General features: G+C 53.1%; 22 protein-coding genes. 6 read left to right on the forward strand and 16 right to left on the reverse strand.

All coding sequences use genetic code 11. The annotated features are described in order from the left end of the window. Positions 1-37 precede the first annotated feature (37 nt). The 8 genes from QFW87_RS17160 to QFW87_RS17195 all read right to left on the reverse strand — a co-directional run bounded on the left by QFW87_RS17160 (position 38) and on the right by QFW87_RS17195 (position 7,412). On the reverse strand, positions 38-973 hold the full coding sequence (locus QFW87_RS17160; RefSeq protein ID WP_283188341.1) for a DUF535 family protein: 936 nt from the start codon (positions 971-973) through the stop codon (positions 38-40). 7 nt (positions 974-980) lie between these two features. Continuing rightward, positions 981-1,958 carry a glycosyltransferase family 2 protein gene (locus QFW87_RS17165; protein ID WP_283188342.1) on the reverse strand — a complete coding sequence of 326 codons (978 nt, stop codon included), beginning with the start codon at positions 1,956-1,958 and terminating at the stop codon, positions 981-983. Between the two features lie 43 nt (positions 1,959-2,001). After that, positions 2,002-2,526, reverse strand: a complete 525-nt coding sequence (locus tag QFW87_RS17170) for a serine acetyltransferase (RefSeq protein ID WP_283188343.1) — start codon at positions 2,524-2,526, stop codon at positions 2,002-2,004. Between the two features lie 8 nt (positions 2,527-2,534). Further along, positions 2,535-3,491 carry a glycosyltransferase family 2 protein gene (locus QFW87_RS17175; protein WP_283188344.1) on the reverse strand — a complete coding sequence of 319 codons (957 nt, stop codon included), beginning with the start codon at positions 3,489-3,491 and terminating at the stop codon, positions 2,535-2,537. Next, the gene (locus QFW87_RS17180; RefSeq protein ID WP_283188345.1) at positions 3,484-4,101 is read right to left on the reverse strand and encodes an acyltransferase; all 618 of its coding nucleotides are present in this window, start codon (positions 4,099-4,101) and stop codon (positions 3,484-3,486) included. The genes QFW87_RS17175 and QFW87_RS17180 overlap by 8 nt, the downstream gene beginning before the upstream one ends. 133 nt (positions 4,102-4,234) lie before the next feature. Next, positions 4,235-5,704: a GMC family oxidoreductase gene (locus QFW87_RS17185; RefSeq protein WP_283188346.1), complete on the reverse strand. Its 1,470-nt coding sequence runs from the start codon at positions 5,702-5,704 to the stop codon at positions 4,235-4,237. Further along, positions 5,701-5,895 carry a hypothetical protein gene (locus QFW87_RS17190; RefSeq protein ID WP_283188347.1) on the reverse strand — a complete coding sequence of 65 codons (195 nt, stop codon included), beginning with the start codon at positions 5,893-5,895 and terminating at the stop codon, positions 5,701-5,703. The genes QFW87_RS17185 and QFW87_RS17190 overlap by 4 nt, the downstream gene beginning before the upstream one ends. Positions 5,896-6,035: 140 nt before the next feature. After that, positions 6,036-7,412, reverse strand: coding sequence for an oligosaccharide flippase family protein (locus tag QFW87_RS17195; RefSeq protein ID WP_283188348.1), 1,377 nt, complete (start codon positions 7,410-7,412; stop codon positions 6,036-6,038). 95 nt (positions 7,413-7,507) lie between these two features. Here QFW87_RS17195 and QFW87_RS17200 point away from each other — a divergent pair, with 95 nt between their 5' ends. Continuing rightward, a complete protein-coding gene (locus QFW87_RS17200; protein ID WP_283188349.1) occupies positions 7,508-9,031 on the forward strand; it encodes an O-antigen ligase family protein in 1,524 nt (507 codons plus the stop codon). A 5-nt stretch (positions 9,032-9,036) separates the two neighbouring features. Then, positions 9,037-11,655 (forward strand): glycosyl hydrolase family 5, encoded by a 2,619-nt coding sequence (locus tag QFW87_RS17205; protein ID WP_283188350.1) that lies wholly within the window; start codon positions 9,037-9,039, stop codon positions 11,653-11,655. A 64-nt stretch (positions 11,656-11,719) separates the two neighbouring features. On the opposite strand, the gene QFW87_RS17210 is transcribed toward QFW87_RS17205, so the two are convergent. After that, positions 11,720-13,366: a phosphoethanolamine transferase gene (locus QFW87_RS17210; protein ID WP_283180694.1), complete on the reverse strand. Its 1,647-nt coding sequence runs from the start codon at positions 13,364-13,366 to the stop codon at positions 11,720-11,722. A 244-nt stretch (positions 13,367-13,610) separates the two neighbouring features. Between QFW87_RS17210 and galE the strand changes: the two genes are divergently transcribed. Beyond that, positions 13,611-14,588, forward strand: coding sequence for a UDP-glucose 4-epimerase GalE (gene galE / locus QFW87_RS17215; RefSeq protein WP_283188351.1), 978 nt, complete (start codon positions 13,611-13,613; stop codon positions 14,586-14,588). A 44-nt stretch (positions 14,589-14,632) separates the two neighbouring features. Here galE and QFW87_RS17220 read toward each other — a convergent pair whose 3' ends face one another. The 5 genes from QFW87_RS17220 to QFW87_RS17240 all read right to left on the reverse strand — a co-directional run bounded on the left by QFW87_RS17220 (position 14,633) and on the right by QFW87_RS17240 (position 19,675). Next, positions 14,633-15,364 (reverse strand): CpsD/CapB family tyrosine-protein kinase, encoded by a 732-nt coding sequence (locus QFW87_RS17220; RefSeq protein ID WP_283184592.1) that lies wholly within the window; start codon positions 15,362-15,364, stop codon positions 14,633-14,635. A 68-nt stretch (positions 15,365-15,432) separates the two neighbouring features. Beyond that, positions 15,433-16,995, reverse strand: a complete 1,563-nt coding sequence (locus tag QFW87_RS17225) for a lipopolysaccharide biosynthesis protein (RefSeq protein WP_283188352.1) — start codon at positions 16,993-16,995, stop codon at positions 15,433-15,435. 20 nt (positions 16,996-17,015) lie between these two features. Continuing rightward, positions 17,016-18,131, reverse strand: a complete 1,116-nt coding sequence (locus tag QFW87_RS17230; RefSeq protein WP_283188353.1) for a hypothetical protein — start codon at positions 18,129-18,131, stop codon at positions 17,016-17,018. Between the two features lie 26 nt (positions 18,132-18,157). Beyond that, positions 18,158-18,715 (reverse strand): polysaccharide biosynthesis/export family protein, encoded by a 558-nt coding sequence (locus QFW87_RS17235; RefSeq protein ID WP_283180698.1) that lies wholly within the window; start codon positions 18,713-18,715, stop codon positions 18,158-18,160. 462 nt (positions 18,716-19,177) lie between these two features. Continuing rightward, positions 19,178-19,675, reverse strand: a complete 498-nt coding sequence (locus QFW87_RS17240) for a hypothetical protein (RefSeq protein WP_283180699.1) — start codon at positions 19,673-19,675, stop codon at positions 19,178-19,180. A 407-nt stretch (positions 19,676-20,082) separates the two neighbouring features. Here QFW87_RS17240 and QFW87_RS29850 point away from each other — a divergent pair, with 407 nt between their 5' ends. Continuing rightward, on the forward strand, positions 20,083-20,223 hold the full coding sequence (locus QFW87_RS29850) for a hypothetical protein (protein WP_349294095.1): 141 nt from the start codon (positions 20,083-20,085) through the stop codon (positions 20,221-20,223). 3 nt (positions 20,224-20,226) lie between these two features. On the opposite strand, the gene QFW87_RS17250 is transcribed toward QFW87_RS29850, so the two are convergent. Next, positions 20,227-20,880: a peroxiredoxin gene (locus QFW87_RS17250; RefSeq protein ID WP_008155786.1), complete on the reverse strand. Its 654-nt coding sequence runs from the start codon at positions 20,878-20,880 to the stop codon at positions 20,227-20,229. 521 nt (positions 20,881-21,401) lie between these two features. Here QFW87_RS17250 and QFW87_RS17255 point away from each other — a divergent pair. Then, complete coding sequence (locus tag QFW87_RS17255; protein WP_283188354.1) at positions 21,402-22,118, forward strand: glycosyltransferase family 25 protein; 717 nt, start codon at positions 21,402-21,404, stop codon at positions 22,116-22,118. Positions 22,119-22,196: 78 nt separating this feature from the next. On the opposite strand, the gene QFW87_RS17260 is transcribed toward QFW87_RS17255, so the two are convergent. Continuing rightward, a complete protein-coding gene (locus tag QFW87_RS17260) occupies positions 22,197-22,526 on the reverse strand; it encodes a hypothetical protein (RefSeq protein WP_283190928.1) in 330 nt (109 codons plus the stop codon). Positions 22,527-22,710: 184 nt separating this feature from the next. Between QFW87_RS17260 and potE the strand changes: the two genes are divergently transcribed. Beyond that, positions 22,711-24,114 (forward strand): putrescine-ornithine antiporter, encoded by a 1,404-nt coding sequence (gene potE / locus QFW87_RS17265; RefSeq protein ID WP_283180701.1) that lies wholly within the window; start codon positions 22,711-22,713, stop codon positions 24,112-24,114. The last annotated feature ends 1 nt before the right edge of the window (position 24,115 follow it).

Consider the following 24,115-nt stretch of genomic DNA (forward strand, 5'->3'; position numbering starts at 1 on the left):
TGCAAGTAATCCCACAGTAGTACAGGTATCAGGAACGTCAACTAGCCACACGGCTGCAGCTATAACTACCTATCAACACGCTGTCTATCTTTTTAAAGGTGTCGTCCAGCAGCTCATAGCGCCTGCGATACATGGCACGTTTTTTTGAAGCAATACTGTCGAGCGGTTTCCTGGACAGCATCATGGGAATCTCAAAAAAATCTTCGTGCTCCGATGGAGTCGCTCCATGCTCTAACCAGATCACATCATAATTTGCCGCCAGTTCCAGAGCTTTGTGAGCGCCAAAATACGGATGACGATGGTGGCGATACCCATCCCCTACCGCATAAATTTTTTCAACACCAATATTGATGGCAATGTATTTAATAACTTCGATCAGAAAGCTTCTTGGCCGAAGGCCTTCAAAGTCTTTTGTCAGGTCCCTATAGATACTCAACGACAGTTCACTCTCGACGCCTTTATGTATCCCTTGAACGGCGCCGATAAAAATACATAACTCTGTGTCCGTGCGACACAAGGTGAAGGCTATTGATGCAATGCGCAGGTCACCCTGAAACAAGTTCAGTACCAGCTCGCCTTCACGCATAAACCATATCGGACGATCCAGCACCAGGGAACAGCCAGCCGCAAACTCCGACAAATCACTCAGCAGCAAATTGTCACTTCGCCCCAACAGCAATAGCTGCGGACAGCTTTTGGTAACCACTTCGTAATGCGAGGCCAACACACTAAGTTTATTCTTGGGGCTCCAGCTGCTACTGATGTATGGCCAATGAACAACGCCTACACAATCCCCGCCTAACTTTTCAACACCGGACTTACCCAGAGCGCTCGACATACGCCCGCAAAACAACTTTAGCTCGGACCAGTTTTTTGCAACTAAAACCAACATTTTAAATTTATTATTCAATGCCCTTAAAGAATACCCTGCGTGTAAAAAAAACACGCTCTTTAATATCACCCAATTATTCATATAAGTCTCACTTGTATTCGATCAACGCCGTCTTGCCGGCGCCGAATCTGTTCAGTAGAAACTTGACTTGCCCGAGCATCTCGGGAAATTTCCCCAGCACGAGAAAGAAAGCCCGCAGCCAGTTTTCGCGCCTGGATCTATCGCCCCCGCGGGCGAGGCGCACGACCTGTAATGGATAGACCAGCAGCACAAGCAGCCCAAACCATCCCAACACCAAACTCGCGATAACAGTCGCCAGCGGGACACCCAATCCCCAGAACCAGGCACGGCGCGACTCACGCAACCAATGTTGCTCCGGTGCGGCCCCATGCAAAAATGCGCCCTCGGCAAAGGCATATCCACCGCGCAGGGTACGCTGCCACCATTGGCCGAACCGGGTCATGGTTGCATCGTGCAAGGTCATTTCCTCGCCCAGACGCCAGACCTTCCAACCATTCCCACGCAGACGCACGCACAATTCAGGCTCTTCCCCGGCAATAAGGCCCGGTCGAAACCCGGACGCTTCGGCGAAGGCGTCAGCCCGCATCAGCGCATCGCCACCACATGCCCTGGCCTCACCTACCGGCGTATCCCATTCGAAATCACACAGTAAGTTGTAAACCGAATGCTGCGGAAAACGTTCACGGCGCCGTCCACAGACCACCGCGACGTCAGGATGTGTATCAAGAAAGGCCTGCGCCCGGGGCAGCCAACCGTCGACAACCTCACAATCACCGTCGACGAACTGCACAAAACGCATCGTCGGCAATAAGCGTTGCATGCAGGCAAATCCTTCATTGCGCGCACGTGCAGCCGTAAAGGGAATCGTCATGTCCAACTCGACCACCTCGACCCCAAGCCTCAGTGCTATCTGCACTGAACCGTCCGTTGATCCAGAGTCGACATAAACAACCTTTTCCACCGAACCGACGAGAGAAATCAGACAACGCTCAAGCCGTAGGCCTTCGTTGCGACCGATAACAACGACACCAATCCCCATAGCCATGGCGTTCACTCAGCGACGCAATTGAAGTAATCCATCGGGTGGTTCATGAGAACTCCCTCGCTTCTGTGTACTTCCTTTTCTTGATTGTCGCAGGCACGCCCACGGCCACCGAGTCGTCCGGTACATCGGTCAGCACCACGGCATTGGCACCAATCACGACATTGTTACCAATGCGGATATTGCCCAGCACTTTGGCCCCTGCACCGATATCAACATTGTTACCCATCACCGGCGCAATCGGCTCATTCACATTCTTTAGCCCCACGACGACGCCATTGCGGATACGGCAATCATCGCCGAACTGCGCAAAGCCACTGATCACGATTCCGCCGAAATGATCGATGACGAAGTTGCGCCCGACCACAACCTCACACGGCAACTCGATACCCGTGACGATCTGCACCAGTTTGAAGAGCACTTTGTATATAAAGGAGAACAACTTGCGTAACAGTGCCGGTCGCACACCGTAACGCCAGCGCCCAAAGCGATAAACCACCATCACCCAAAATCCCTGAGCCCCCCAATCTCCGGCGTATGCACGCAAGTCAGCACGTATGTTTTCGAACATAAATGGCTCTACCGTGTTGGTTGGCTAGCGAATTTGGTATCACGCAGCAACGCCCAGGTCACACGAGTATGCTGCCAACATGGCCCTAAAGCGGCCCGACCGCGGCCTTTCAATAGCGCCTTGAGCGCCACAATCAAATCACCCAGACTCACCAGTAGCATATGTGAGGCCAAACCAGGCAGACCGTGGTGCTTGCGGAAGTACAAAAGCTCACTTTCGATTTGTAACGTGGGTAGCTGGCGACTAGCCGCATTGAGTGTGTCAACAGACTTGGCACTTTCACCGCCGATATGCACCACCGTGGTATGCGGGTAGTAAACGACCTTCCAGCCTGCCTGTTTAACGCGTTTGCAGTGATCTATCTCCTCGAAGTAAAGGAAGTAGCGCGGATCGAACAAGCCAACCTGGTCGATGACTTCACGGCGGATCAGGTAATAGCACCCGGGCACCCAGTCGCACTCACGCACCGAAGCATGATCCCAGGCCATGTCGTCGACCCTCTTCACCACAGGGAAAAAGCGTTCAAGCCCTGTATGCGAAAGGAAGACATTCAACGGCGTCGGAAAATAGCGACAGGAGGGCTGTAAATCTCCCTCTCGTCCAACCAACCGAACGCCAAGGACACCGCAATCAGGATGAGCCTCCATGTACTCGAGGGTCTTGCTCAGGGTATCCGCAGCAACGAAGGCATCGGTATTGAGCAGCAACGCATACTTGCCCTGCAGGTGTTCAACCAATTGATTATTGGCACGCCCAAAGCCAACATTATTTTCATTGGCCAGTTGCAATGCCTCTGGACAAATAGTTGCCAGGCACTCCAGCGAATTATCGGCAGAGGCGTTGTCCACCACCAAATAGCGCGTGCGACCCACACTATTTGACTGGCGTAACGCATTAAACATCGGTTGCAACAGCGCCGCTGTATTGTAATTAACTACCAACACGTCAAGGGGCGCACTAACCATTGGGTTGCTCGCCAAAAAAATATTGCACTCTCATTTTTTTAAGCTTCGGCTCAAGTTCCGGATCGAATTCACCGCTGCGTTCCCTGATGAGGTCAATCCACGGGTAAGCGGCGCAACGTTCTTCGACTTTCGCCAACAGATCTTCCAGCGTACAAATAACCTTGGCTGGATTACCCGCAACCACTACCCCAGGCGGAACATCTTTCACCACTACTGCGCCGGCTGCAACAATTGAATCCGGACCAATAGTCACACGTGGCATGATGATTGCGCCATAACCGATAAAACAATTATCACGTATATCGATAGGGCCGACAGAGTCAAGTTTTGTACCAAAGCGTACATCGAGCAAGCCGACTATTCCATCGTGGCCGAACAGTGTGCAATCAGATAAAGCTATATTATTTCCGAGTCGTACTAGCGTAGGGTCAGGTATGTTGCACCCAAGATTGATCCATACGTTTTTACCGACGGAGTGCAGAGATCCCCATCGAGCCAGGTGTTTAGCCCATTCATACCCGTCGGGTTTACAGAATTTTTTATAGAGCGAGGTTCCACGCCCCGTTGTTTTGGCAATATGAGCAATAGTACGCTTTAGTAGACCAATCATCCTGTCAGCCTCAATAATTCAGCGATAGACATCTGTGCCAAGGTTAGATACACCCTGATTCTTCATTACCACTACCCTAAGAGTAGACGCTTCCCTAAAATCAAACACTCAAATAATCCACACATGCTACCCCTCAGGAATACCTGCCCACCCCGGGCCCCATCTGATGGTTAAGATAATCTGCCAGCCTTAGAGCAAGTTGCAAAAGAGGCATCGTGGGGTTACAGGCACCGCCTGTAGCGAATACACTGCTGCCCGCAACGTAAAGATTCTCGACACCAAACACTTTGCAGTTCTCGTCGACCACGCCAAACTCAGGCGAAGCCGCCATCCGCGTGGTCCCCATATGATGAGCATGGGGATTGAGCTTCAGTGGCAAATCAACGTCATACACACATTCTTCCAACTTGACGAAGCCCAGCCCTGTGTCGGCAAAACACTTTGCCACTTCGAGCCCTATGGACTTGACGGTTTCCCTGTCTGCAGGCGTTAGCTCCCAATGAATCTTGACCTTCCTCATCCCTAACGCATCTCGCTCGTCGAGCAATGAAATGCGGCTATTGGGGTTGGGAAACTGCTCGATCAGCGTGCCGAGCACCCCATCTCCAGGGCAATCGAACTTGGCAATAAATTCAACCTTGCGCTCCGCACCCACTTCGCAAACGAGGTTCTCGAAAAAGCTCTTGATGGCAGCCATTCGCCCATAGGATTTCACTTCAGCTACGAGCGTGGCCGTCACATTCCCTTTACCTGACTTGTGCTCCATCACGAATGCATCGGTCGTGAAGTACTCCTTCCGAGCATCTGTACCCTGCCCGTCTTTCAGGATGAAGTTTCCCATTTCCACGTTCAGGTGCTCCATGAAGCATCTACCGACGAAACCATCCTTGCTTACGATACCGCCAGCTGCCAGGGACTCGCTGTTGAGCAGGTGCCTGGCATTCTCGATCGCGCCTGTCGCCAGAATGAATTGTTTTGCCGTGACTCGCTCTCGATGCAACTCGTAGTCCGAGACGATTATCGTTGCTATGCGGCCGGTCTTGCTGTCGAACTCAAGATCGACGCAATTGCAATGGATGAAGACATCCAGTCCCTCGGTCTCATTAAGTTCCTTGGCATATTTTTGTGCAAATCGCGTCGGCGGGCTTAGTAGAAAACGATCAGCGTCAAAGTCGGTGCCGTCCAAAGTCGCATTGATAGCCTTAAATCCGGAGTGCGGCGGAAGATCGACAATATCCATGGCCGCCGACAGATTACGCTCGATCTCGGAAAACGCGATGGGCCAGCCGGGCACGGGCACCGGCGGGCCTACGGTAAAGTCCGACTTTTCGAATGGACGGCATCGCCCGGCCCAGTGATTGGAGGTCCCGCCAAGAAAGCGCAGGCGTGTTTCCTGAGCGTAGACGTCAAGGCCTGACGATGAGACTTTGTAGAGGTTCTGCGAGGCCGACGAATACTCGTGCCCGCCGCCCTCGACAAGCACCACACGCCGACCATTACCGGCTAAACGCAAGGCCAGCGTAATGCCGGCCGGCCCACCACCTATGATGCAGACGTCATAGTGGTCGCGGAGTTCTTTCTGCGATTGGTAGTCTTTGATCATGCTTGTGTTTGCCGAAAATGCTGGGCGGGCAGCACCCATCCGTTGATAACAACAAACTCGGATTTAGCAGCAGAAGGCCGGGCAACGGCTTTGAAAAATCCGAACATGAGCCCTCCAATACTCAACAGAGCAGAGGCCTGGAGGAAGCCTCTGCGCCCCATCACAGAGGTATTCAAATCAGTTTCTCTCATGATTCAAAGCCCCACGACATCGAGATTGCGTTGGAAATTTCAACTACACATCAAGGCCACATTTTTTTGGCAACCGCCATCAACACCTCAATGGCGACGCTGTGCCACAGCTTTGGAAACATCAAGAGAAATAGATCAAATCAAAGCCATCTAGCAAGATCCGTCACTAACTTCCCGAACAAAGCCCCCACCGCCAGCATTGGCAGCACTACCAGTTCACGCTTGAGACTGAACAGCCCCAGACGACAATTGACATAAAAAACCAGGATAAGCGTAGGAAACGTGTACAGGGCAGCGCCCCAAATCGCATATTTGACCCCACCAATCGCCAGTAGCAGAGGCAGCAGCACCCACAACGAGACCACGCGAATAATGTTATCCATGGCCTGGTACTTGGTGAGTCCCAAGGCAATCCAGACCTGATTCGCCAGCATGTAGCGCATTGTGAAAAAAGAGAGTGAAAGAATGGCCATCATGTTGCCAGCCTGAGCGTAACGCTCATCGTACAAGATGCTGATGAGCAGTGGACTGCCGGTCAGGAACAGTCCACAGAGAAACAGGAAGGCAAGATCGATCATCAATTTCAAGCGGTAGTACAAAGCGTGGAGCCTTACGGTGTCATTAGTTCTTGAGGCCTCACTGAAGGCCGGCAAGGCAACGGCACCGGCTATCTTTTGCATCGCAAGCTGAACAGCTCCCAAAATCAGCACGGCAATGGAGTAAACGCCCAGTTCGCTGGTCGTCATGCTGCCGCCGAACCAGATACGATCACCGTACATGGCCAATACGCCCACTGCCGACGACAACAGTATCCAACGGCCGAAGCCGACTAATTCATCGAGCGCAGAACGCTCCCACTGTAGACGGTTAGAAGGGCCCTCAAACCAGAAATGCCCCAGCAGCGTGCTGACCATCGATTGGACCAGACCTGCAATCACCAGCGACCAGATGGACCTGGTGAAGTAACCGATGCCCAGCATGACCAACAGCCCGACGACCTGAGACGCAAACTCGCTGAGTACCACTTTCTTTTGCTGGAAAGCGCGCACTGCCAGGTCGATTTTGGTCGACTGAAAACCAACGATGATTGCCGAGAAACCGGTCACGGCCAACACCAGCGGCAACTCGGGTGCAGCGTAGGTGGAATTGGTCGACCACAGATTGAGGGTCTGTGCATACCAGGCGAGGGCCGCGAGGAGAAGTGTCAAAGCAAAAAGGATAAAGCCACGCACGATCTGCACGGTCCAGATGGTATTGAGAAATACTGGATCGTCGCCACGCGGGCTCTGGATGATGTTCTGGCGCAAGCCGACATCGGAAAGCATGTGCAGAATCAGCGAAACGGTGATGGCGATCATCATGATGCCGAACATCTCCGGCATCAGCAGACGGGCCATTATCAGGTTGCCGCCCAAGCGAAAGGCTTGAGACGTAACCAGCGCCCCCAGATTCCATGCCCCGGCAGAGATCGCTCGCTTACGAAGGCCCAACGATGGCGACGAATCAACTAACGACATAACATCATCCCCGGACTCAATGGCTCAAAAGGAACTATAGTCGCGTTTGGCCATTCCACTAGCCGTCGCTCATCAATCAATAAGTCCAATCATCCATGCCTGAGCACTTCCGAGCGTTAATCGTCATTCTGGTCCTTACTGGCATCGTATTTGCCATGGCACGTCGACCAGCAGCAGACCTGATTCCCGACCGTAATTTCACTCGTCGGCGCAATCTGTGGTTCATATTGACGCTTCTGGCATTTGTGTCGCACAGCTTCTGGGTGTACGCGGGCATTGCCGCGATCGTTTTGACCTTCGCACAAAATCGCGAACGCAATCCCGTGGCGCTATTTTTCCTTCTGCTGTTTCTCATCCCGCCGGCCACGGCGGAGATTCCGGGCTTCGGCCTGATCAACTATTTTTTTGCCCTTAACCATATTCGTGTGCTGGCACTGTGTGTGTTGCTTCCGGCTTTTTTCGCTCTGCGCAAGCGCGCCGACACGGTCCCTTTCGGGCGCACCTGGCCTGACAAACTGTTAGCGGCCTACCTCCTGCTGACGAGTCTGCTTTTCCTGCGCGAAACCACGGCCACCGACACCTTGCGCCAAATGCTCTACCTGTTTATCGAAGTTTTTTTGCCTTACTACGTTGCCAGCCGGGCGCTGAAGAACCTCAGCGACTTCAAGGATGCTCTGTTCGGTTTTGTACTCGCCGCCATGGTGCTGTCGCTTATAGGTCTCTTCGAATATGCCAAGCACTGGCAGCTTTACAGCGCGGTTGTCTACGCCATGGGCATGCAATGGGATCCCGGCTACTTGAGCCGTGGTGGCTCATTACGCGCCAGTGCCACTACCGGTCAGGCCATTGCGCTGGGTTTCGTCATCAGCGTGGCCATCGGCTTTTACCTGTACTTGCAGGAGGAGGTACGTAGCAAATTGCAGCGTAGCCTCGGCGCACTGTTGCTCGCCGGTGGCTTGTACGCGCCGCTGTCGCGTGGCCCCTGGATCGGTGCAGCCGTCATGATCGTCGTGTTCATCGGCACTGGCCGTAAAGCGATCAGACGCCTGATGCTGCTGGCCGCCGCCGGGGTGCTCGCCCTTCCCTTGCTGGCCGTCGTGCCGGGCGGGCAAAAAGTGCTTGATCTGCTACCGTTTATCGGCTCGGTGGAAGTCGAAAATATCACCTACCGACAGCGCTTAATTGATAACGCCGTGATCGTTATCCAGCGCAACCCTTGGCTGGGTTCTTTCAATTTCCGCAGCACACCGGAAATGCAGTCCATGATTCAGGGCCAGGGGATCATCGATATCGTGAACACCTATATCGGCATAGCGCTGTCGTTCGGTTTGATTGGTTTGACGCTTTTCGTGGTTTTTTTCGTCAGTGTTCTGCAGGGCATCCGCAAGGGGATGCGTTCGTTCCCCAACGAAGACGATGAGGCACGCCGACTCGGACGTGCACTTCTGGCGACACTGGCCGGGATCCTGATCACCATCGCTACCGTTAGCAGTATCACGGTGATCCCCGTGGTGTATTGGTCGGTGGCTGGACTGGGCGTGGCCTACGCTCAGATGGCACGCAGGTTCAAGCTCACCTCGACGGCTGTCACGGCGAGTGCCCATCTCCAACTCAGGTAGAACCCATGATCCAGTTGTTGCGCCGCCCCCAGATACTGCTCCTGCTGTTGTTTGCTATTTGGCCGTTTCGTACCTGGGCGTCGGACTGGGTCGTCAGTGTGGATGAGCGCAACGGCCTGCCAACGCTGATGCGTGGCGGCAGTCCGGTAGTTGCTACGACATTCTCGTTTTTCGGGCGCAACTGGGAATGGACGTATTTGCACACTGAATTCAAGGTAAACACCCCTTATCGATACTCCCTTGCTGGTAAAAACAAAGCGCTGGATTTCGACTTGACTGCGCAGATTCAGAAGCAAAACGAGCAAAAGCTGATCTGGAACTTTGCCCTGGATGCACACAGCGGGAAGTCTGGCGTTTCAGGTGGTGGCATCGTCTTCGAATTCGACCCCGCTCTTTTCGCTGGAGAAATGGGCGAGCCCACTTTGCTACCCGACAACCGCGGCTGGGCCTGGGGCAATGCACAAGGTCGACGCATCGAAATGCGCTTCGAGCCCGCACTGGCGGGTGTGTACTTTGAACCGGGCAGCAAATCCGAGATCCGCGCTTTTTTCTACAAGGACACAATCAAAACTGGTCGTCAGGATTTCACAGCCACCTTGAGCGTTTCGGGCGATGTAGCGGTCGGCCCGACCACTACCGAGCGCTTCGGGCTGTCGGACCCAAAGAGCTGGCCGACTGACAAGCTCGATTTGAAAACCTCGCCGGTCGACTTGTCCTTTCTCAACGCTCAGGAAAAACCTGCCGGCAAGCGCGGCTTCATCAAAGCATCCGGCGAGCAATTGCTATTTGCCGACAACACTACGGCGCGTTTCTGGGGCACCAACCTTTCGGCCTACACGCTGTTCCTCACGCCAGACGATGCAATCAAGCAGCAGGCCAAACGCCTGTCGGCACTGGGCTTCAATCTTGTACGGCTGCACCACCATGACTCGCCATGGGTCTTGCCGAATATTTTTGGCGACGGCAGGGTTACGCGCAGCACCCAGCAACTGAGCCCGGAATCACAGAAAAAAATCGACTGGTGGATCAAGTGCCTGAAAGACGAAGGCATTTATGTGTGGCTCGATCTGCACGTCCAGCGAGTCTTTACTGAAAACGACAACATTTATGGCTTCGATGAATTGCCAAAAGAAGAGCAAAATTTTACCTATCTCAAGGGCTATTCCTATGTGAATCTCACCATTCAGAAAGCCATGAAGCGCTTTACCGAAGCCTACCTGACCCATGTAAACAGCTATACCGGTCTCGCCTACAAAGACGACCCGGCGATTGCCGCCGTACTGATTACCAACGAAAACGACGTCACCAACCACTTTGGCAACGCCCTGTTGCCAGACAAGAATTTGCCGAAGCACAACCGCGTCTACATGGCGGAGGCCGAGGCTTTTGCCAAACAGCACAATCTGTCTGCAAACCAGACCTGGCGCTCCTGGGAGCCAGGCCCCTCCAAGCTGTTCCTTAACGATCTGGAGCGACGTTTCAACGTCGACATGATTCAACACCTGCGTGGAATAGGCGTGAGGGTCCCCATCGCCACGACCAGTAGCTGGGGCCGCAATGGTCTGAACTCCCTGCCGGCCCTTACTGCCGGCGACGTAATCGACGTCCATAGCTACGGGGGCTCGGGACAGATAGAGAAAAACCCGCTCTACAGCGACGGCATAGTGAATTGGATTGCCGCCGGCCAGGTCGCCGGCAAACCCCTGACCGTCACCGAGTGGAACAATGAGCCCTTCCCGACACCAGACCGTCACTCGCTGCCACTCTATATCGCCGGCACCGCCAGACACCAAGGCTGGGATGCACTGATGCAATATGCCTACAGCCAGGAACCATTGGGGGGCGAAGGAATGAGTGCCAACAACTGGCACGCCTATAACGACCCTGCAATGCTGGCCACCCTGCCCGCCGCCGCCTTGCTTTATCGCCGTGCAGACGTTCGCGAAGCAACAACGACCTACGTCTTCGCGCCGACGCCAGGCACCCTGTTCAACCAAATAATTACACCGGCCAACTCTGCTCTACTGCGCACAGCCATGGAGAAAGGCAAGCTGGAAATCGCGATGCCACAGACGCCGGAATTGCCTTGGTTGCAGCAGAGCGTTATCCCAAGCAATGCACAGGAATTTCATGACCCTGACCAGTCGCTACTGGACGCCAATGCCAGCGAGTCCACGACCGACACGGGTGAGCTAAAGCGCAATTGGAAACAAGGTGTCTACACCATCAATACGCCGCGCACCCAGGCCGCTACCGGCTGGATCGGCGGCGAGTCGATCAGCCTTGGCAACATTCAGGTTCAAGTGAAGACCGCCAACGCCAGTGTGGTAGTGCAAAGTCTGGACGACGCACCTTTGGGCCGATCACAGGATTTACTGATTTCGTTAGGCACCCGTGCCATCCCCCAAGACGGCGACAAAATACCTTTTTACGTTGAGCCCCTCGAGGGCACGCTAACCATCCAGGCGCCGCAAGGCTTGACACTGTTTACCCACGGCATTCTGGGGCAAATGAAGAAGCTGCCCGCGACCTACCTTGATGGGCGCTATACAATCAAGTTCGACAGCTTGCAGGCGTCGAATTGGTTGTTTTTGAAAAAAGGCGTCACGCAAGCACAACCTTAGACGACGCGCAGCCGACCTCAACCTGATGGAACAACGCCTTGCGGTGTTGTTCCGCGCGGGATATTTATTGGGCGTCAAAATCAAACGATGGAACATAGCCTGCGCCGAGCAGATGTGGACATTTCGACGATACAAAATCATCACTTAATAAATCATCCGAACTTTTATACTTATTCGTGAGAACCCCTGTGATATTTAAAAGAGTATGTGGCAAGGAGGATATGCTGATTTTCTGACTTTCTCTTTCCTTCAACTTTAAAAGCTTGAGCGATTGCTGGCTTGAAACATTATCGGACGCCCAGATAAATGCCGAAACCGGGAGATCATATTTATTGCCAATTCCATGACCCAAGAGCCCTCGACTGTCATCCATCATGTTTTCACCATGATCCGATGAATAAAACAAGACAGATGGTTTTTTGCTTGACTTCAATTGATCAATAATTGCGCTTAATAACCAGTCCGTATATAAAATACTATTATCATATTCTGCGGTAATCTTGTCTTTGAAGCTGCCTGTTGACGGCTTGAATTTATCGAATTGTTCCGGGTATCGGCGTGAATACTCGAAATGACTACCCTTGACATGAATAAATATGGCTTTCTTTTCTGTCTCGCTTTTATTTAGTATTTTTTCATATTCTGAAATCAATGCTCCATCATAGCTTCTCTCAAAATATTGACGGTATTGTGCCTCTGCGGCTATTTGTGGAATTATTCCGCCAAAACTATCAACCTCCTGTACAGACAACCAATAGGTCATGTACCCGGCTGCGCGATATATACCCACCAATGATTTTGTTGACGCAATGGCGTCCCAATCCGATATAGGCTCCAGGCTCAGCATTGAAGGAACCGCGAACGAGGTATAGGGGGCTGTCGTGCAGATCTGATTAAACTTGAAAAGCCCCTCCTGCTTACTTAGATTCGGGGTTGTTTCCTTGTTATAACCGTAGAGGGACCAGTTGTGCGGTCGTGATGACTCACCGATCACAAAAACAATGGTTTCTATATTTGATTGATTCGACAGGCTGGTTATTTTTACATCAGATTCCCGACGGCGCTTGATAAGCTCCTCCGTCCCCAAATACAAGTTTGCAGTAAGGGCAATTTGCGATAAATAACCTACTGGTGTGCTTTGATCTTTTGCAAGGAGATCCATGACTGCAGATTTCCCGAAAGAATTAAGTTTGACGGTTTTATAAAAGTACGCCCCATACCCCACTAGCAAGGCACTAACAACCAAAACAAAAATACCTTTGTTTTTATATAATTCGCGCTTATGCAGACCTATTAACCCAGCCCCATAGCAAAATATGAAAACCACCAAAACGATACTGATGGGCTGCCAATAGGTCGGTAGAAATTCGCTGGCTTCCTGATAGTTTGTCATGCCAATAAATATATAGGCAGCTGTTAATCTCGAGTTGAAATTCAAAACCAAAAAGAGATCAATAGCTGCTACCAAATAGAACGGCAACAGAATAATGTGAACCTTGAATTGATTAGATGCAATAAATCTAATTGCCAACAGCCACAACACCGACATGCCAAGGGTGTAAAAGACCAATAAATCAATTTTAGAGTACTGATGGTTTGTTAGCGTTCTAACAATCAACGGTGATAGCAGAAATGACCATAATACAAAATTTGGCCATTCTGCTTTAAATATTTTTGATGAGTAATCGATAATTTTGGCAGAGTTTTTCATTTGATAATTATTCTCGTAGGTAACCCGCATTCCTCCTCAGAGGGTAGCTTCAATTGGCGCGCTCGCTGTATCTTGTTCGAAGTATTCTCTCCTTTGGCGTTCCAAACGTAGCGAGTCTCGGCTATTGCCAGCAAGCTTGTAGCGAAAAATCCAACTTGACCTTTAATGTAATGGTCAGACGGATCGCACTGACGTTTCATTCGGTGCTTGCACAGCAATAGTGCCCAGGAAATCGGAGATCAGGATGAAATTTTTGGTGGTGGGTGGCGCGGGCTATATCGGCTCGCACATGGTGAAGCAGCTACTGAGTGCAGGTCACGATCTTGTGGTGGCAGACAATTTCTCAACGGGTTATCGCAGCGCGTTGAGGGGCGGGACGTTGGTCGAACTGGACATAGCCGATGAACAGGCGCTGCAGGCCCTGTTTGCGGGACACCACTTCGATGCCGTGTTCCACTTCGCCTCCTTTATACAGGTGGGCGAATCCGTCGCTGAACCTGCCAAGTACTATCAGAACAACTTCGCTGCCACCCTGACGCTGCTCCAGGCGATGGTTTGCGCCGGGGTTAAAAACTTCATTTTTTCCTCGACCGCCGCCGTCTATGGTGACCCGGTGTATGTACCGATCGACGAGGAGCATCCCAAGGTCGCGATCAGCCCTTATGGTCGCAGCAAGTGGATGGTGGAGCAGATGCTTGAAGATTTCGACCGCGCCTATGGGCTGAAATCGGTCTGCCTGCGCTACTTCAACGCCGCCGGAGCAGATCCTGAAGGACAGTTAGGTGAACGCCATGAACCGGAAACTCACCTGCTGCCCCTGATCCTGCAAGCCGCCTCCGGACGGCGCGCAACCATCACCGTCTATGGCCGTGATTACGACACGCCTGACGGCACTTGCATTCGCGACTACGTCCACGTTGTCGACCTCGTTGCCGCTCACGCGCTTGCCGTGGATTATCTGCTGGAAGGGGGTGCAAGCACGGCGTTCAACCTCGGTAACGGTCAAGGTTTCTCAGTACAGCAAGTGATAGATACCGCGCGCTACGTGACCGGCCAGGATATCTCTGTCAGCGAAGCGCCACGTCGCGCGGGCGATCCACCACGCCTTGTGGCCGATCCCCGCAGGGCCAACACATTACTTGGCTGGCAAGCGCAATTTGGCTCACTTGAACAGATAGTGGCGCACGCCTGGAGCTGGGAGCAGAAGTATCCTTGGCACTGAGCGTCGGCGCTAGCCAATAGCGCCGACCTCCTGCGGGTGATGCTCTAGTAGTAAGAGCGGTTTTCGGGCTCGGCTTTGTTCAACACCGTGCCAATCAGATTGGCTGTCCCAAGATGATGCAGACTTTCCTCGATCTCTTTCTTGCTGTTCAATCCATTAGCGACAACGAGCAGGACGCAGTCGAACCTGGGCAAGACGTTAATCACATCATCGGAACTCAACAACGGCGGCAAGTCGAAAATCACGATGCGTGAGTTGTAGCGCTCGCGCAGATCAGCAATCAAATGGCTCACTGCAGGCGATGACAACACCTCGGTGGAAAGAGGAATCGGCTCACGCGTCGGCAGGACCACAAAGCGCGGCAAGGTCGGATTGACCAGTACTTCTTGCAGTTCAGCTTCATCTGCCAACAATTCATTAAGCGATTGATCCATCGGCAGACCCAGATACTCACCCACCTTCGGACGACGCAAGTCGAAGTCCACCAGCAACGCCGTCTTGGTCGTGTGATGCGCGATACTCATCGCCAGGTTTATAGCCAACACCGTCTTGCCTGCCCCCGGAGTCGGCGAGGTGATGGCGAGCGTGCGCCAGCCATTTTCTTCCATGATTTTCAGCACTTGTGTACGCAGTAGGTCGAATGCCCCGCCCATATTCGAATTTTTGTTGTAAGCCACAATGCGGTTGCGCTCAAGGTGATCTGGTCGCAAAGGTACAACCTTGGTTTGCACATAACTGAGTGCATTCAGACCTGTGGACTGCGCGGTCGGTGTCATGGCTTTTGACGAGGTCTGTTGCTCGGCGTTTTCGGTATCGAGATTGATTATTTCCATGGCTATATTCCTTATGCAAACCGGCCCAGAGCTTTAAACATCAGAAGATCCAGAGGCATGTAGAGGAAGTGCAGGAGCACCAGAAAGATCGCGATTATCACGACTCCACAGACGATCAATAGCGTTCGCCACTTCCTGCGACGTGCCAGTTCAGCCTTGGTATGAATGTAGGGAATGGAAACCAATACGCGTCTACCCAGCACGCTGGCCAAGGCCTGGGCACCGCGCACACGCTGACTCATCATCTCGAGGAGCATCACCAGCGCGCCAGCACCCACCGGGGCAAGCAAGAAACCCATGGCAACCACTTTTTTACGGTTCGGCCGTACCGGCTTTTCGGGCATCAGCGGTGACTCCAGAAGAACAAAACGCTCGGCTTTGTTTTCCTGCTCCAGGCTTTCGGAAATTTTCGCACCCATTTCCTTCGTGCGAATCTCCTCATATTTTTTACGAGCGTTATCATGGTCACGCATCACCGTGACCAAGCCGCGTTCGACTTGCGGCGTCTCAAGAATTTGCGCCTCGTATTCGGCTATTTTTCCGAGTATTTGCTGCTTTTGATCGGCCAGCGACTTGATACGTGCTTCTGCTGCGGAGATCCGCGTCTGGGCCTTGGCAACGTCCAGATTGACCGAAGCCGCTGCACCATCAGCACCTTTGCCAGCCTTAAGTGCAGCAATTTTGCGTTTGACGGCACGCACGTCGGGGTGGGCTTGCGTATACAGCGACTGCAACCTGGTGTACTCCGCTTTGAGGCTAGCCAGATCCTGTGGTTTATCAACTGCCGCACCGGGTGCTCCAGGCTTGGTCGCTAGCCCGGCATTCGCGGCGGAAAGCTCCAACTCATTGAAGCGCAACTCCTCACGGGCAGTTTTGTAGTCACGGTCGACCTCTTTAAGCTCGGTTTCGGCGCGCGTCAACATATTCATGCGCAGCTCTTGATGCTCGGGCAGCGCGTTGCTGTGTGCCTGCTTGAAGTCCGCCAACCGGTTCTCCAGGGCTTCCAGCTCCACCCTGAGCTTGTCCGCCTCCTGCGTCAGGAACTCTGTCGTTTCACTGGCGCGTTGGGTGCGCTGCTTGATGTTTTCATCCAGAAACAGCGTCACCAGCTCCTTGGCAACTTTGTTCGCAATCTCTGGCTGCCTGTGCTCAAAGGAAAGACGGAAAGCAATCGTCACCTCTCCGCGCCCCTTGACGACAGCACTGACCAGGGAGACCGCAATCGCATTGCGCATTTCTTCGATCTTCTCGGTAACGCTCAGTTGCCGAGTTTGCGAAGCAAAAAGATTGTATTTGTCGATGATCCCTTCCAGATGCTCACGGGTCATCACGCGCTGGCGAATGACTTCGATGCGCTCATCGGCAAAGGTATTGTTGTTGGCCGCCACCAGGTCTGGCGAAATCTGTTGAGACTCCACCAGAATCGTGCCGGATGACTCATAGGTAGGCGGGAGAGACATCGCTACCGCTATGCACACGCCGAGTATGACCACGAAACTCAGGATCAACAGCAGGGCGTGGTGCTTGATGATAGCTAGGTAGTCGTTGAACGACATTTCGTATTCAGAGGCCATATTTCTCACACAGCTGAATGTCAGAGACCGGGGTAACTATAAGTCAACGTCAGCCCGACGACGTTTGCAGTGGCATCCGGCAAGCCATCTTGCTGGCGTTGTTTGTATGTGTAGGATAGGCGTGCAATCCAAAAAGGCGAGAGTTCTTGGCTAAACCAGGCACTGTAATTTTGCAGGGTATTCGGCGTCCGGCCTTTGGCGTCTTGCCAGGAGACATCGAAACCGGTGCGTCGGGTCTCGTCGACGGCATAGCTCCATGTCCCCCTCAGGGCATCAACCTCGACGAAACCACCGTCCCCGCTGGCGAGAGTGCTACGACTGGCGTCGATGCTGGTATCAATACGCTCACCGGCATATTGCAACATTAAACCGCCCTGGCCTTTGGGGCCGCTACCGGTGCCGGAGACTTGGTTGAGACCCGCGTAGGCCGTCCCCTTAAGCCGCTCGGAGAATTGGACATTCAAGCCGACCGTGGGGGTGTAGCTGTTTGAGGAAGCCACCGCAGACCCCTCCTCCGGCTCATAGCGCCTCACGCCAAAACGGGTGAACAGCTCGACCTGCTCACTCCATGCATAGTTCCAGCTGAAGCGGGTCGCCAACTCGTCATAGTCGGTCAGTGAATCAACATCGTAAGTGACATGAGTGTAGTCAGTCTCGTTAACCAGGGTACTTCTCTCGCTGAGAGCGGTGCTCCAGTTGCCGCCTACCAAATACATCTTTTGCGTGCCATCGGAGGCCACTACGCCGGTTTCCTGAACCACCGTGGAAAGCGTAGAGTTTTCTTCATACCTCGCCGTGAGTCCAAAAGCACCCGTTTCGGTCTCGCGCTGCCACCCTAACCTTAATCTGGGATCTTCACGGTCCGAAACGATCGACGTATCCGACGAACGCACGATATTTACCCCGAGACCGAACTGGAACTCATCCCGTCCGGAAGTACCCACGAGGCTGTAATCAGGGGCGATGATGGTCCGGGTCACCCCCTTCTCATCACTCGTGAGCAGCAGTGGGTTGCTGTCGTACTCGACCGTCGAAGGCACTGCTATGGCTGATTGCCAAGTAGCAGCATAGGTCATGTCTGAACACGACAATGCCAGGATTGCCGTCGCAACCCCGGTCGTTCGAAATCCAAGCAAGATAATCCTTAGTGCCTCGCGCAAGGCTAAGGCACGACCAGCGTATCGCCGGCTTTAAGTAGAAAATTGGTGGACATGTCATCCCCCGACATCAACTTGCTGTAGTTGACGCGCAGGATCTCTTGTCTAGCCCCATTGAGTCGCACGACCTTAATGTCGTCCTTATCGGCGAATTTGTCGAGCCCGCCCGCCATGCTTATTACCTGCAGCACTGACGTTTGACCTGACATATGCACGGTGCCGGGTTTCAGCACTTTGCCCTGAACGTAGACGAGATTACCTTCGGTGCCGGTGACGACAACGCTCACCTGCGGATCAGGTATGAAAGCCTCAAGCTTGACAGCGATTAGCTTCGCGACAGCGGTGGCATCAAGCCCCGCAACAATGACTTGCCCTGCCAGCGGGAAAGTAATGCTGCCATCGGGAAGTACGCGTACATCCTGTTTGAGCTTGTCTTCGCCCCACACGGAAACAGAAAGGTTATCTCCCGGACTCAGCCGGTAAGTCGGATCGTTTTCGACGGCATTGGAAATGCTGGGCCAAACAGCCAGCGCGCAGAGCACAGGTATCAATGAACGGAACATCGGGATCCCTCCGTCTAAGTAGCCATGCAAGGAGTCTAGAACAAAAAAACCTAGTCAAATCACTCTAGCCTATTTCACGCCAAAGAAATGCCTAAACAGCATTCCCCTTGAGCGTCTGGGCGGTCAATTTCGCCAATGCAACACACCCGAAACCGGAACGTTAGTACAAAACAGCAGAATCGTGTTATTTAACAACAGCTTGGAGCAAGCAATCCACCCGCAATGTATTTCGCGCCAATATTATCTACACCATGCCCGCTTGAACCGGCTCAACTGCGACACTGTCAGCCTGACGATGACTACGTTTGTCAGTGCAACTAACTGATATCAGCAATTACAAACCAAGCATCATTGCAAGACCGGTATTATCCGCAAAAACAATACATAAAGCCGTGTGCCCAGCCAGCCACTAGAGTGACCATCTAAACAGCCCTTATTGCCGAAAACGTTAACAACCACTACCTATATCTTCCGTCGGTTGGCGACCACAATAAAACCAAACAACGCGGAAGAAAATAACCATGCTGCCGCAGAAAGCGGTACTGCATTGGGTTGGTTGATATCAGATACCCCCACCAGACTTTTATCCTGGAGAGATGAATCAATCTTGAAGTTCTTATTGTCAACCGCCGCCATTAATCCGTCACGCGAAGAAGAATTGACGGATACATCCACGCCCGAGTCTGCGTGATGAATGACACTGTTAACTTTCGCAGAATGGGCATCATCAACGTAAATATCAGTAATCAATGAAGGCAAGCCAAGGCCCTTTCCAAAAGTAAGCAGTGCGCCACCCGCGTGCTCTTTGAGAGCAGTACAAAGTTGAGGCCCTAACTCCTCGCACGCGCTGCTTACGCGACTAATTTCATAGGCCAAACTGGTCGCTTGAGCACTAGCAACGGCTGCACCATTCAGGATCACAGACAACAACACGAATTTAATGACAAGTGTTGAGCGCATAACACCGCCTCCTTGCGTAGGGGGTTATTCTTTTGTCGGTTGAAGGAATCTTTATCGGCTAAATTGAGCCTATAAGCACATCGCCATTACGTCAATAGCTCGTCACAATAATAAATCGAAATTTTATCTTAGGGAGGGTGGCGTCAAAATAACGCCACGACAAGCACGTCAGTCCAGTGAATTCTATCCATGTGAAATAGCATCACGCATGGGCGCTAGCCCGCACCAGGACACTGGCACACGACCCGTCGCAGCGCCTTGCACCGGGTCACGAAGCACCTTCGCAATGGCATGGGCTCGACCGCCGACGACGCCTGTAACGGCGGGTTTGTCGGCAACTTTCTGAAAGTACCCGGCGGCTGAGAGTTTTTGACGCATGAAGACAGCATGGCAGGTAAAGATTCCCCGTGCATTCTCAGCCCTGGAACACTGTAGAAGTCTCGGCGCTGCGCCAGGGAACCATGCTCAACCTCCCTGGCACCCGCGCCGTGCAGATCAATGCAATGCGCGTAAAAGGCATCGCGATTGAAGACAGGATGAATGACTGACCATTACTTCGGTTGCGCCACCGTACGCAAATAAGGTTTCACCGTCTTGAAGCCATCCGGGTACTTCTTCCTTGCGTCGTCGTCGGATACCGAAGTAGGAATAATCACGTCCTCACCCGGACGCCAGTTCACCGGCGTGGCAACCGTGTGCTTGGCGTTTAACTGAATAGCATCGAGCAGCCGTAACACTTCATCGAAGTTGCGCCCGGCACTCATTGGGTAGACCAGCATCGCCTTGATCTTTTTATCCGGGCCGACAATGAATACTGAACGCACCGTGGCGTTGTCCACGGCAGTACGAGCGCCGCCACTGGCGTTCGGGTGAATCATGTCGTAGAGCTTGGCAACCACCAGATTCTCGTCGCCGATCATGGGGTAGTTGACCGCATGGCCCTGGGTTTCTTCGATGTCTTTGGCCCAGGTCTGATGGTTACCGACCGGGTCGACGCTGAGACCGACAATCTTGGTGTTGCGTTTGTCGAACTCCGGCTTGAGCCCGGCCATATAACCGAGTTCAGTAGTGCAGACCGGGGTGAAGTCCTTCGGATGTGAGAACAGGATGGCCCACTTGTCGCCAATCCATTCGTGAAAATGGAGCGTGCCTTCGGTGGTTTCGGCGGTGAAATCCGGTGCTTCGTCGCCAATACGAATGGTCATGTGCGTTCTCCTCGCTGTGAAGGGTAGGGAAACTCTCGGAACGACCCAGTATAGAAGACCTTGAAGACTTCGCTTTACACCCCGCCGAAGGGCTGGCGCCAGCGGTAAATACCCGGACCCATCGGAGCTTTCCGCCCGGTGCCCATTCACTGAGCACCTATCTGGTGTGTCTTCTCGAACGGGTGCTGCACGCCGATTTACGAGACAAAACTTCATCCCGAAATGCTGCCTATACTGCAATCCGGGGTCGATAGAGAAAACGGACGCCAAGCATTCAGCCTGTCAGGTTGAGGTCATGGAAGTTGACGCCGAGCCGTCAGGAAATGCAGAAAGTGGCCCTCCTCTGACGCTGCGCGAATAAACCGCCTGACGCCTGGTTGATGAGGTGTACTTCAATCGGACACAACCCAGAAGACGTAAGGAATTGCCTCCTGTCGGCAGTGCTTACGTACGATTTTTTCCGAAATCTGCGGGTTCCCCAATCCAACTGCCCCTGATTGTCTGCGCTAAGGACCTGACAGATGAATGTGATCGAATATTTTGATCGAGTAAGAATCATCAATATCTCGTCAAGAAAGGATCGCCGTTTAGAAACAGTAGAAGAATTCTCTCGCAACGGCTTTCACATTGATGATGAAAAAATAGGCTTTTTTGAGGCTGTTACGCCCAGTGAGGGAAATGGCTTCCCGAGCGTCGGGGTCAGAGGCTGCTTTTTGAGTCATCTGGGGGTGCTGGAAGAGGCTATGCGCCTGAATTTGAAAAATATCTTGATCATGGAAGACGACATACAGTTTTCCAGACATATTTCTCAATATGGAAGAGAGGCGATCGAGTCTCTGGAAGGTATGGAGTGGGACATCGTCTATTTTGGGCATCCGTTTGAAGAAAATTCAAACTTGCCCGCTTGGAAAGCAGTCGACCGGCCAATACATTTGGCCCATTTCTATGCTGTAAACGGAAAATGCGTTGGGAAGTTGAGGGATTTTTTATTCCAGGTTCTGGAGCGGCCACCGGGACATCCTGACGGAGGTCCGATGCATTATGACGCTGCGCTCAATACGCTTATTCATAAGAATAAAGAAATTCTGGCTTACTATTTCACCTGGAATTGCGGCTATCAAAGGCCCTCGCGGACGGACCTGCATGAGCTCTCCATCTTTGACAGGGTGCCTCTCCTGCGGCCGGTAATGGGTATGCTCAGGAGGTTAAAGGCAAAAAACCTGAGAAGAACTCGATAGTTTTCTCTCCAATGCCTGACGTAACCAACCCGGCACGGCGCTGGAGCCGTGTCCGGGGATTGTGGCGGACCGCCCTCCTCATTTGCGCGCCAACTTGTACCTGATGCACTCCTCGTAGAAGCTCTCGCGCAGGGCTGCGGGCTTCATCCGCGAATGACTGTCATAGGTCTGCTCGGTAATGCCCATCGCCATCATGTGCATCCACGACTTGCTGAACTTGTAGGTATGTAACTTCTGCCGCGCTGCATACAGTGAAACCCCAGACAGCTTGAGTTCCTGGGCTCTCGCCGCGGTACCTGCGCCCCAGCTGCAAAGGTAACGATCATTCGATGCCAGTTCTTTGGCCTGAACTGAGGCGTCAACGCTCGCCAAGCCTAACGAAATCAGCGCAACCATCACATTCCGCATTTGCATTCGATCCCAACTAACTGAAAATAAATTGATTTTGGTCAACATCTTCAGACTTCGGGGCCAGCAAAATGCCTTAAGTGCGCTATAGCTTGTTTTCTCAGTGTTTTACGGACGTTTTTTGCGGCATTTCAATCCTTTGCTATAGCTAACACTCTCTCCCGCCAACGAATGAGGCAACGGAATGTCAGTCGCAAAGAAAATGACAGTGGGGCAACTGACGATGTTGACAGCCGTCAACATGTTGGGCTCCGGCATTGTGCTGCTCCCCACAAAACTTGCCGAAGTCGGCGGTATTTCCATCCTTTCCTGGCTGATCACGGCCACCGGCTCCCTGGCTCTGGCCTATGCCTTTGCGCGCTGCGGGATGCTCAGTCGAAAGACCGGGGGCATGGGCGGCTATGCCGAATACACTTTCGGCAAGGCGGGCAACTACATCACGAACTACACCTATGGCCTCTCGCTGTTGATTGCCAACGTGGCGATCAGTATTACGGCGGTCGGCTATATCCAGGAGCTGTTCCATGTTGAATTGGGTTCACTGCAAGTGGGTCTGGCGACCATCGCTCTGTTGTGGATCACCACTTTCGCCAACTTCGGCGGCGCGCGGATTACCGGCCGGATCGGTGCGATTACGGTTTGGGGGGTGATTGCGCCGGTGGTGCTGGTGTCCACCATTGGCTGGTACTGGTTCGACAGCAGTGTCTACGCCGCCGGCTGGAACCCCCACAACATGGGCTGGTTCGAAGCCGCAGGTGCATCGGTGGCGATCACCTTATGGGCGTTCCTCGGCCTGGAGTCGGCGTGCGCCAACACCGATGCCGTGGAAAATCCGGAGAGGAACGTACCGATTGCGGTGCTCGGCGGCACCCTCGGCGCGGCGGTGATCTACATCGTCTCCACCAACGTCATCGCCGGTATCGTCGATAACCCTGAACTGGCCTCCTCCACTGCACCGTTCGGGCTGGTCTTTGCCAAGATGTTCACCCCTCTGGTCGGCGACATTGTGATGGCCGCGATGGTGCTGGCGTGCATCGGTTCGCTGCTGGGCTGGCAATTCACTATCGCTCAGGTCTACAAAAGCTCCGCGGACACCGGTTATTTCCTGTCGATCTTTGCCAAGTCCAACAAGGCCGGAACACCCATTGCCGGCATGCTAGTGCTGCTGGCAGTGCAGACGGCGCTGGCTTTTCTCACCATCAGCCCTGACCTGAGCAAGCAGTTCGACACACTCGTCAACCTCGCGGTGGTCACCAACCTGGTGCCCTATATCCTCTCCATGGCCGCGTTGATGACCATTCAAAAGGTATCCAACGTTCCGGCGGGCACGGCGCTGATAACCAACATCATTGCGTGGGTGGCGGCGGCTTACAGCTACCTGGCGCTGTACAGTTCGGGCGCGCAGGCACTGATGCTCGGCGGCGTGGCGACCATCTTCGGATACACGCTGTTTGGCTTCGTCAACAACCGCCTGATCCGCCTCGAAGCGCTCAATAACAGCGTACCGACACAGACCGTCAGCGCTCAGCACATCACGGGCAAGCCGGTGCCGGTCAATAACTTGCAAGCAGTCAGAGTGGAGGCTTAAT

Source organism: Pseudomonas sp. PMCC200344 (assembly GCF_030053095.1).
Taxonomy (GTDB): Bacteria; Pseudomonadota; Gammaproteobacteria; order Pseudomonadales; family Pseudomonadaceae; genus Aquipseudomonas; species Aquipseudomonas svalbardensis.

Bases quoted from the DNA above. Each gene is read 5' to 3' on its own strand.
- QFW87_RS17175 (WP_283188344.1), bottom strand. From the start codon at position 3,491: ATGGTTAGTGCGCCCCTTGACGTGTTGGTAGTTAATTACAATACAGCG.
- QFW87_RS17200 (WP_283188349.1), top strand. From the start codon at position 7,508: ATGCCTGAGCACTTCCGAGCGTTAATCGTCATTCTGGTCCTTACTGGC.
- QFW87_RS17225 (WP_283188352.1), bottom strand. From the start codon at position 16,995: ATGGCCTCTGAATACGAAATGTCGTTCAACGACTACCTAGCTATCATC.
- QFW87_RS17185 (WP_283188346.1), bottom strand. From the start codon at position 5,704: ATGATCAAAGACTACCAATCGCAGAAAGAACTCCGCGACCACTATGAC.
- QFW87_RS17190 (WP_283188347.1), bottom strand. From the start codon at position 5,895: ATGAGAGAAACTGATTTGAATACCTCTGTGATGGGGCGCAGAGGCTTC.
- QFW87_RS17235 (WP_283180698.1), bottom strand. From the start codon at position 18,715: ATGTTCCGTTCATTGATACCTGTGCTCTGCGCGCTGGCTGTTTGGCCC.
- galE (WP_283188351.1), top strand. From the start codon at position 13,611: ATGAAATTTTTGGTGGTGGGTGGCGCGGGCTATATCGGCTCGCACATG.
- QFW87_RS17205 (WP_283188350.1), top strand. From the start codon at position 9,037: ATGATCCAGTTGTTGCGCCGCCCCCAGATACTGCTCCTGCTGTTGTTT.
- QFW87_RS17260 (WP_283190928.1), bottom strand. From the start codon at position 22,526: ATGCGGAATGTGATGGTTGCGCTGATTTCGTTAGGCTTGGCGAGCGTT.
- QFW87_RS17180 (WP_283188345.1), bottom strand. From the start codon at position 4,101: ATGATTGGTCTACTAAAGCGTACTATTGCTCATATTGCCAAAACAACG.
- QFW87_RS17195 (WP_283188348.1), bottom strand. From the start codon at position 7,412: ATGTCGTTAGTTGATTCGTCGCCATCGTTGGGCCTTCGTAAGCGAGCG.
- QFW87_RS17210 (WP_283180694.1), bottom strand. From the start codon at position 13,366: ATGAAAAACTCTGCCAAAATTATCGATTACTCATCAAAAATATTTAAA.
- QFW87_RS17240 (WP_283180699.1), bottom strand. From the start codon at position 19,675: ATGCGCTCAACACTTGTCATTAAATTCGTGTTGTTGTCTGTGATCCTG.
- QFW87_RS17160 (WP_283188341.1), bottom strand. From the start codon at position 973: ATGAATAATTGGGTGATATTAAAGAGCGTGTTTTTTTTACACGCAGGG.
- QFW87_RS17165 (WP_283188342.1), bottom strand. From the start codon at position 1,958: ATGGCTATGGGGATTGGTGTCGTTGTTATCGGTCGCAACGAAGGCCTA.
- QFW87_RS17250 (WP_008155786.1), bottom strand. From the start codon at position 20,880: ATGACCATTCGTATTGGCGACGAAGCACCGGATTTCACCGCCGAAACC.
- potE (WP_283180701.1), top strand. From the start codon at position 22,711: ATGTCAGTCGCAAAGAAAATGACAGTGGGGCAACTGACGATGTTGACA.
- QFW87_RS17255 (WP_283188354.1), top strand. From the start codon at position 21,402: ATGAATGTGATCGAATATTTTGATCGAGTAAGAATCATCAATATCTCG.
- QFW87_RS17170 (WP_283188343.1), bottom strand. From the start codon at position 2,526: ATGTTCGAAAACATACGTGCTGACTTGCGTGCATACGCCGGAGATTGG.
- QFW87_RS17220 (WP_283184592.1), bottom strand. From the start codon at position 15,364: ATGACACCGACCGCGCAGTCCACAGGTCTGAATGCACTCAGTTATGTG.